Annotated in this window: 8 protein-coding genes and 1 pseudogene; 5 read left to right on the forward strand and 4 right to left on the reverse strand. The window is 72.6% G+C overall.

The window, feature by feature from the left end:
• Positions 1 to 26 precede the first annotated feature (26 nt).
• Positions 27 to 686 (forward strand): DinB family protein, encoded by a 660-nt coding sequence (locus ABFX54_RS43795; RefSeq protein WP_346112887.1) that lies wholly within the window; start codon positions 27 to 29, stop codon positions 684 to 686.
• Positions 683 to 1,144, forward strand: coding sequence for a VOC family protein (locus ABFX54_RS43800; RefSeq protein WP_346112888.1), 462 nt, complete (start codon positions 683 to 685; stop codon positions 1,142 to 1,144). The genes ABFX54_RS43795 and ABFX54_RS43800 overlap by 4 nt, the downstream gene beginning before the upstream one ends.
• Before the next feature lie 34 nt (positions 1,145 to 1,178).
• Here the strand turns inward: ABFX54_RS43800 and ABFX54_RS43805 are convergent, their stop codons facing one another.
• Positions 1,179 to 1,604, reverse strand: coding sequence for a DUF6292 family protein (locus ABFX54_RS43805; protein WP_346112889.1), 426 nt, complete (start codon positions 1,602 to 1,604; stop codon positions 1,179 to 1,181).
• Positions 1,605 to 1,743: 139 nt separating this feature from the next.
• Between ABFX54_RS43805 and ABFX54_RS43810 the strand changes: the two genes are divergently transcribed.
• Together ABFX54_RS43810 and ABFX54_RS43815 are read left to right on the forward strand one after the other, a co-directional pair.
• The gene (locus ABFX54_RS43810; protein WP_281262608.1) at positions 1,744 to 1,869 is read left to right on the forward strand and encodes a hypothetical protein; all 126 of its coding nucleotides are present in this window, start codon (positions 1,744 to 1,746) and stop codon (positions 1,867 to 1,869) included.
• A gap of 10 nt (positions 1,870 to 1,879) precedes the next feature.
• On the forward strand, positions 1,880 to 2,311 hold the full coding sequence (locus ABFX54_RS43815; protein ID WP_346112891.1) for a DUF2269 family protein: 432 nt from the start codon (positions 1,880 to 1,882) through the stop codon (positions 2,309 to 2,311).
• A 9-nt stretch (positions 2,312 to 2,320) separates the two neighbouring features.
• Here ABFX54_RS43815 and ABFX54_RS43820 read toward each other — a convergent pair whose 3' ends face one another.
• Positions 2,321 to 3,460, reverse strand: a complete 1,140-nt coding sequence (locus ABFX54_RS43820) for a cystathionine gamma-synthase (protein ID WP_346112892.1) — start codon at positions 3,458 to 3,460, stop codon at positions 2,321 to 2,323.
• Positions 3,461 to 3,734: 274 nt separating this feature from the next.
• Positions 3,735 to 3,929: a hypothetical protein gene (locus ABFX54_RS43825; protein WP_346112893.1), complete on the reverse strand. Its 195-nt coding sequence runs from the start codon at positions 3,927 to 3,929 to the stop codon at positions 3,735 to 3,737.
• A gap of 635 nt (positions 3,930 to 4,564) precedes the next feature.
• Here ABFX54_RS43825 and ABFX54_RS57245 point away from each other — a divergent pair.
• Positions 4,565 to 5,143: pseudogene (locus ABFX54_RS57245) on the forward strand (sensor histidine kinase); the annotation flags it as partial.
• On the opposite strand, the gene ABFX54_RS57250 reads toward ABFX54_RS57245, so the two are convergent.
• A partial coding sequence (locus tag ABFX54_RS57250) for an ATP-binding protein (RefSeq protein ID WP_428834633.1) occupies positions 5,066 to 7,904 on the reverse strand: 2,839 nt, incomplete at its 5' end. The pseudogene ABFX54_RS57245 and the gene ABFX54_RS57250 overlap by 78 nt on opposite strands.

A 7,904-nucleotide genomic window follows, 5' to 3' on the forward strand; every position in this document is an offset into this window, starting at 1 on the left:
TCCGCCTGTGGTGTCAGAGTGGAGCCATGGACGCGATGAACTTCGACTGGAACCGGTCGCTGCGCGAGCAGTTGGAGTGGCACTGGAACCACCATCTTCTCCGCCGGTTCGGCGGTCTCACCGACGACGAGTACTTCTGGTCACCGGTGCCGGACGCCTGGAGCGTGCGGCCACGGGGGCACTCGACGGCGCCCGTGCAGGCCGGCACCGGGGACTTCACGATCGACTACGGCTTTCCCGAGCCGGTCCCCGTGCCCTTCACCACGATCGCCTGGCGGCTCGGCCACGTCATCGTCGGCGTGCTCGCCGCCCGCACCGCCTCCCACTTCGGCGGGCCGCCGGCGTCTTACGAGAGCTGGGAGTACGCCGGCACCGCGGCCGGTGCGCTAGGCCAGCTGGAGACGGAGGTGGAGGCGTGGCTGGCCGGGGTACGCGAGCTGAGTGAGGAACAGTTGCGCGCCCCGGTCGGCGAGAAGGAGCCCTACCCCGAGGCCCCCATGGCCGACCTGGTGCTGCACATCCACCGCGAGCTGATCCACCACCTGTCCGAGGTCTGCCTGCTGCGCGACCTCTACCTGCACACCCACCCCACCGAGAAAACCGAGAAAACCGGGAAAACCGCAGATTCCACGGAAACCACCGAAAACTCGAACGGCACGAACAGCACGGAAGGCACGAATCGATGAGCCGCACCATCCAGGTCACCTTCGACGCCCACGACCCGCGAGCACTGTCGCTCTTCTGGCGCGACGCGCTGGGCTACGTGCATCCAGGGCCTCCCGGCGTCGACCTGCCCGAGGGCGCCGACCCGCTGGCCGCGTGGGACGACTTCCTGGAGCGGGCCGGCGTACCGGAGGAGCAGCGCAACACCAGGTCGGCGCTCGAAGATCCGGACGGGGCCGGGCCGCGGCTGTTCTTCCAGCAGGTGCCGGAGGACAAGGTGGCCAAGAACCGCGTCCACCTCGACGTCCGCGCGGCTCCGGGGCTCGCGGGGGACGAACGCATGGCGGCGCTGGAGGCGGAGTGCGAGCGGCTGGTCAAGCTGGGTGCGACGAGAACCCGCCGCTTCGAGCCCGAGCCCCCGATGAGCGGCGGCTTCATCGTGATGGCCGACCCGGAGGGCAACGAGTTCTGCCTGGACTGAGCCTCCGGCGGGAGGGAGTCTTCGGGGAGGGAGCTCAGGCGTCCACGAGGCGGGAGTAGAAGTCGAGGGCGACGTCGAAGCCGTCGCGGCAGTTGCGGTGGGAGCGGTAGCAGGGGCGCCAGGCCGAGCTCGCGCCCACCCCCGCCCGCGCGTCGTGCAGCGCCGCCACCACGCGCTCCGGTTTCGGCAGCAGACCGTGACCCAGGTAGCGGACGACGCCCGACAGCTCGGTGTGCCGGCCGCGACCGCCCGAGGCGAAGACGCCCAGGCGCCAGCCGCTCTCCTCGTCCCACACCAGCGCCGTGCCGTCGGCGAGCTTGAGCGTGGCGTCACGCGGATCGCACGGGCCCTTCCACCAGTCCACGACCTCGGATCCGAGCAGGTCACGGACCTGCAGCACGTAGCCGTACGGCTGCTGCAGCCATTCGTCGGTGTAAGGCTCGACGTGCCTGATGGCCACGGACGGCACCCCCTTGTGCCCAGACGGTAAGGAAATTGCGGCGATCCCCAACCATACCCGCGCCGAACTTATTCCGTTGCACAGCCGTCTAGTCATTACGGACGATATTTACGTCCGAGACGGGGAAGGAGGGGCAGCCATGATAGCCACGGTTCTCCTCATCGTGCTCATGGTCGTCGCGGTGGCGGCCACGGAGCTGTGCCTGCGTTGTGCCGGAGAAAGCAAAGAGAGTGTCGAGTCCCCCGCCGAGATCGTCGGGGACTAGTCTCTCCCGCATGTCGTCCCTGCTTCTCTGGCTGCACATCGTCTTCGCGGTCTTCACCATCGGGCCGGTGACCGCCGCGACCATGTCCGCGCCGCGCGCCATCCGCACCAAGAACGTGCCCTCGCTGCAGTTCATCCAGCGGACCACCAGGATCTACGCCTTCGGCAGCCTGGGGGTCTTCGTGTTCGGGCTGGTGCTCGGCGTGGTCATGGGCGGCGGGGTGCTCGGCAGGTGGTACATGACGGCGTCGATGACGCTGTTCATCGTGGCCGCCGTGCTGCTCGTCATCATCGACCGCGACCTGCGCACCGCCGTCCAGGCTCTCACCAGCGAGAGCGCGGACGACGACGCGAAGGTGCAGAACGGGAGGATCGCCGCGATCAGCGGGCTGCTGTCCGTGATCTGGCTGGTGATCCTCTTCCTGATGGTCGTCCCCTCCTGACCCAGCGCGTCAGCGCAGTGCCTGGGTGAGGTCGGCGAGCAGGTCGTCGACGGTCTCGATGCCCACCGACAGCCGGACCAGGTCGGACGGCACCTCCAGCGGCGAACCGGCCACGGAGGCGTGGGTCATCCGGCCCGGGTGCTCGACGAGCGACTCCACGCCGCCGAGCGACTCGCCCAGGGTGAACAGCTTCGCCCGGTCGCACACCGCGACGGCCTCGGCCTCTCCCCCGGCCACGCGGAACGACACCATGCCCCCGAAGCGGCGCATCTGCTTGGCCGCGATCTCGTGGCCGGGGTGCTCGGGCAGCCCGGGGTAGAGCACGTCGGTCACGCGCGGGTGGGCGAGCAGCAGGTCGACGACGCGTTCGGCGTTGTCGCAGTGGCGGTCCATGCGGACGCCGAGCGTCTTCAGCCCGCGCAGCGTCAGCCACGCGTCGAACGGCCCCGCGACCGCGCCCATCGCGTTCTGGTGGTAGGTCAGCTCCTCGCCGATCCCGGCGTCGGCGGCGATCAGCGCGCCGCCCACCACGTCGGAGTGCCCGCCCACGTATTTCGTGGTCGAGTGGACGACCACGTCGGCCCCGAGCGCGAGGGGCTGCTGCAGGTAGGGCGAGGCGAAGGTGTTGTCGACGACCAGCAGCGCCCCGTTGTCGTGGGCGAGCTGGGCCAGGGCGGCGATGTCGGCGATGCCGAGCAGCGGGTTGGTGGGCGTCTCGACCCAGACCACCTTGGTCTTCTGCGTCATCGCGGCCGCGACGGCGTCGAGGTCGTGCAGCGGGACCGGGTCGTAGTGGAGCTCCCAGCGCTCGTGCACCTTGGCGAAGAGCCGGTAGGTGCCGCCGTAGGCGTCGTTGGGGATGATCACGTGGTCCTGCGGCTTGCACACCGTACGCAGCAGGGTGTCCTCGGCGGCCAGCCCCGACGCGAACGCCAGCCCGCGCGCCCCGCCCTCCACGGCGGCCAGCGCGGATTCGAGCGCGGTCCTGGTGGGGTTGGCCGAGCGGCTGTACTCATATCCGGAACGCAGCCCGCCCACGCCGTCCTGCTTGTACGTGGACGTGGCGTAGATCGGCGGCACCACCGCGCCGGTCAGGGGGTCGGGCTCCTGACCTGCGTGGATGGCCAGCGTCTCAAAACCGTTGCTCATACAGGCAACGTTACAGGCCCCGCCCCAGGTGAACGTCCGCCTGGCACGCCGCGCCTCACGGCCCCCGGCCCCCACGCCCTGCGGCCCCTGAACCCCCGCGCCCCGCGCCCTTGACCCACCCGCGGCCCACCCGCGCACCGCGGCCTCCGGCCGCTCGCCGCGGATGGGTGCGGCCCGCGGTCCGATCCCCATCGGACCGCGGGCCGCTCACGAGGGTTCCGTCCCCAACGGCCCCCGTGGGGCTCGCGCACCATGCCCGCGCGAGCCGGGTCGGTCAGGCCGCCTTCGGCTCCCGCCGGTCCCCGCCTGACCGGGGCGGGAGCCGTACGACGTCCGCCTTGACGAACCGGCCGCTGCCGCCCTGCGCCTCTTCCCCGTTGACGCGCGAGAGCAGCACCGGGTCGGCCAGCGCGAGCAGTACCGCGACGACCAGCCCGAGACTCAGCAGCGCGAACCCGATGGCAACCATTTCTCTGTCCCCTTCCGACATATCCAGCATCGGCGAGGCACCCGGCGTCGCGCCTCCACTCAAGGGCTGGTCTCCGGCGAGCCACCTCGGCCGAATGGTTGATACGACTTGTCCGACTTCCGGCTTAGGCTCGGGCCGTGGGGGATTCGAAACGGGTCGTGTACTGGCTCCGCCGGCTCAGCGAGCTGGCGATGCTCGGCTGGCTCGGCCTCATGCTGCCGATCGACCTCGTGCTCGCGACCTCCGTCGGGACGTTCCAGTGGCTGGTCCCCATCTGCGGCGCGGCCGGCATCGCGGCGGTGATCCTGCGGCGCAGGTACCGGCTGGAGGGCTTCTGCGTCCTGCTGGCCCTGTCGTTCGTCTCGTCGATGGTGATCGGCCTGACCGGGACGGCCGGCGCGCCGGGCATGACGGAGACGGGCGCGCTGCTCGTCCTGCTCATCGGGGTGCTGCGGCACGTGCAGCCGGTGCACCGGGCGGCGATGCTGACCATCGCGGCGCTGGTCGTGCTGATGATCGAGGGGAGCGGGCGCGACTACGGCGGGGCGGGGCTGGTCTTCTCGTTCATCCTGTTCGCGGGCTGGTCGATGGCCGCCGGCGCGGGCGGCTACCTGCGCTTCCAGCAGGAACGCCGGATGGAGGCGGTGCACTCGGTACGCCGGGCCGAACGCCTGGAGCTGGCCAGGGAGCTGCACGACCTGGTCGCCCACCACATCACCGGCATCGTGGTGCAGGCCCAGGCGGCCCGTACGGTCGCGGAGACCCGTCCTGACGCGGTGGCTCCCGCGCTGGACGCCATCGCGTCGGCGGGCTCGGAGGCGCTGACGTCCATGCGGCGCATGGTCACGGTGCTGCGCGCGGAGGACGAGGCGGCCAGGAAGCCGGGCGTCACGCTGGCCGATCTGCGGATGCTGACCGAGCGGTTCTCCTCGGAGGGGCCGCAGGTGGCCTTCGAGATCGGCCAGGGGCTGGACGACCGTACGCTGCCGCCCGAGGTCATGACGACCCTGCACCGGGTGCTCCAGGAGGCCCTGACCAACATCCGCAAGCACGCGTCCCGCACCGCCTGGGTGGAGGCTGATCTGCGGCGCTTCGAGCGGATGACGGTGCTACGCGTCCGCAACTTCGGCTCCGGCTCAGACCCTCGGGTGAGCCGGCTCGGCGGCGGGTTCGGCCTGGTCGGGATGGGTGAACGCGTGGAGGCTCTGGGCGGCAGGCTCTACGCGGGCCCGTCCCCGGAGGGCGCCTGGGAAGTGATCGCCGAGTTCCCGCTCCCCTGAGGCCAGCGCGCCGGCGAGTACGTGCTCGCCGAGGGCGGCGCGCAGGCGGCACAGGATCCGGTCCACGTCCAGTCGTTCGCCGGACGGCAGTGGTGTCCCCGCGGCCCGCCTGATGGCCGTGGCCGCCCCGAGCAGCCCGGCCGCCTCCAGCGTCTGCTCCCCCGCCGTACGGCGCTCAGGGGCCAGCGACAGAGCCCCGGCCAGCCCTTCCAGGGCGAGCGCGACCGCGCGGGGGTCGCCGGTGGCCCGGGCGGCGGCGTACCCCTCGCGGTGCCTGCTCAGCGCCGCCGCGCCGGCGCCGCGCTGCTCGGCCGCGAAACCCAGCTCGGCCATGATGAACGCCACCCCGGGCGTCCCCTTCACCTCCCGCAACCAGTCCAGCACCGGCAGCAGGTACGCCTCCGCCTCCTCGTGCCTCCCCCGCCGCCGCGCGCTCATGGCCAGCCCGAGCACGGCGTTCTCCTCGGCCGACTTGTACGACTGCGCCACCGCCAGCGCCCTGGCCCGCTCGTGATAGTCGTCGGCCCGCCCGTAGTCACCCGCCAGCAGCGCGATCCGGCCCAGCCCCGCCAGCTTGAACGACACCTCGATCCCCAGCTCCTCCGCCAGCCGCAGCCCCTCCTCCCTGAGGCGGACGACCTCCGCGTAGTCGCCCCTGATCTCGGCCGCCCGGTCGAGCACGTCCATGGCCTCGATCCGGCCCCAGGCGTCACCCAGCTCCTCGAACAACGCCAGCCCCCGCCGCCCGTCGCGTTCCATGGCGGCCAGATCGGCCCGCCCGACGGCCAGCTTGGCCCGCAGGCACAGCGCCGCCGCGACACCCCACCGATCCCCCAGTGCCTCGAACGCCGCCAGCGCCCGATCCGCCGCCGCCTCGTGCGCTCGTTGATCGCCGTACGCCCACCGAACGTGACTCAGCAGCCAGTCGGCCAGCGCCGCCCCCGCCGCATCGAGCCCGTCCCGCCGTACGGGCGACGCACTCTCCCCGATCAGCAACTCGATCCCGGCCAGCCACACCGACGCCCGCGCCACCTCCCGCTCACGATCCCGAACCGCGCCGCCATCCAGGTCCGCAGCTCCGTCCGGGTCCCCGGCACCGGACGCGGCAGCGCGCAAGGCGGCGGTCAGGGAGCGGCGGCCCTCGTTGAGCCGGCCGCGCAGGATCCAGTACCAGGCCAGCGCGTTGACCAGCCGCACCGCCTCCGCCCCCGACAACGCGAGGCGCAGGTTGGCGCTCTCGGCGTCGAGCCGGGCCAGCCACTCCCGCTGCCCCGGCCCGCGCAGGTCGGCCCGCGCCGCGAGCGCCGTGTAGTAGCGGGCGTGCCGCTCCCTGATCCGCTCGTGCTCCCCCGCCACCCGCAGCCGCTCCACGCAGTACGCCGCCACGGACTCCAGCAGCCGGTAGCGGGGCCCCTCGACCCGGACCACGAGCGAGCGGTCCACCAGCCTGGCCAGCGTGTCGAGCACGTCCACGCCGGGTTCCGCGCACACCTCCTCGGCCGCCTCCAGCGTGCAGCCGTCGGCGTGCACGGACAGCCGCCGCAGCACCACCCGCTCGGCGTCGCCCAGCAGCTCCCAGCTCCAGTCGATCATCGCCCTTAGCGTGCGCTGCCGGGCGGGCGCGTCCCGCATCCCGGCGTTGAGCAGCCGGAACCGGTCGTCGAGCCGCGCGGCCAGCTCCCGTACGCCGAGCGCCCGCACGCGGGTGGCGGCCAGCTCCAGGGCCAGCGGGATGCCGTCGAGGCGGCGGCAGACGGCCGCCACGGTCTCGTCGGCCGGGACGTCAGCGCGGGCGGTGAACAACCGCACGGCCTCGGCCTCGGGCAGCGGCTCGACCACCCGTACGCGCTCGCCCGTCACCCCCAGCGGCTCCTGCCCCGTGGCCAGCACCCGCAGCCCCGGCGCCACCCGCAGCAGCCGCGACACCAGCCCCGCCACCGCCTCCACCAGGTGCTCGCAGTTGTCCAGCACGATCAGCACCCGCTTGCCCGCCAGCACCCCACCCAGCCGCTCCACCATCGAACCGGACACGTCACCACGCACCCGGAACGGGAACGCGGCATCGCCACGCCTCCCGACCTCGTCCGCACGCTCGGCGTTCGTGGAATCACGGCCGCCGCGTGCGGCAACGGCGTCGTCACGCACCCCCAGCACGGCCGCGAGGGCCTCGGCCGGGTCGGCCGCTCCGGCCAGTTCGACCAGCCACACCCCGTCGGCCGGCGCCGGGACGTTCGCGGCGGCGGCGAGGGCGAGCCGGGTCTTCCCAACACCGCCCGGCCCCGTGAGCGTCACCAGCCGGGACCCCGCCAGCAGCGCACCCACCTCAGCCAGGTCCTCCTCCCGCCCGATCAACTCCGTGAGCGGCGCGGGCAGATTGGTACGCGGCGCGCCCCCAAGCCCCGGCTCCTGCCGCAGGATCGCCTGGTGCAACGCCGTCAGCCGGGGCGACGGGTCCACCCCCAGCTCCTCAGACAGCCGCCCTCGCAACTCCCCGTACGCCGAGAGCGCCTCGCTCTGCCGCCCACCCCGGTAGAGCGCCGTCATATGGGCGGCCACCAGCCGTTCACGCAGCGGATGGAGCGCCACCAGATCACCGAGATCGACCGGCTCGCCCAGCGTGAGGCGCAGCTCGGCCTGCTCCTCCAGCGGCCCCAGCCGCAGCTCCTCCAGCCGGGCCGCCTCCGCGCGGGCGAAG

It is taken from the genome of Nonomuraea maheshkhaliensis (assembly GCF_039529435.1).
GTDB classification, from domain to species: domain Bacteria; phylum Actinomycetota; class Actinomycetes; order Streptosporangiales; family Streptosporangiaceae; genus Nonomuraea; species Nonomuraea maheshkhaliensis.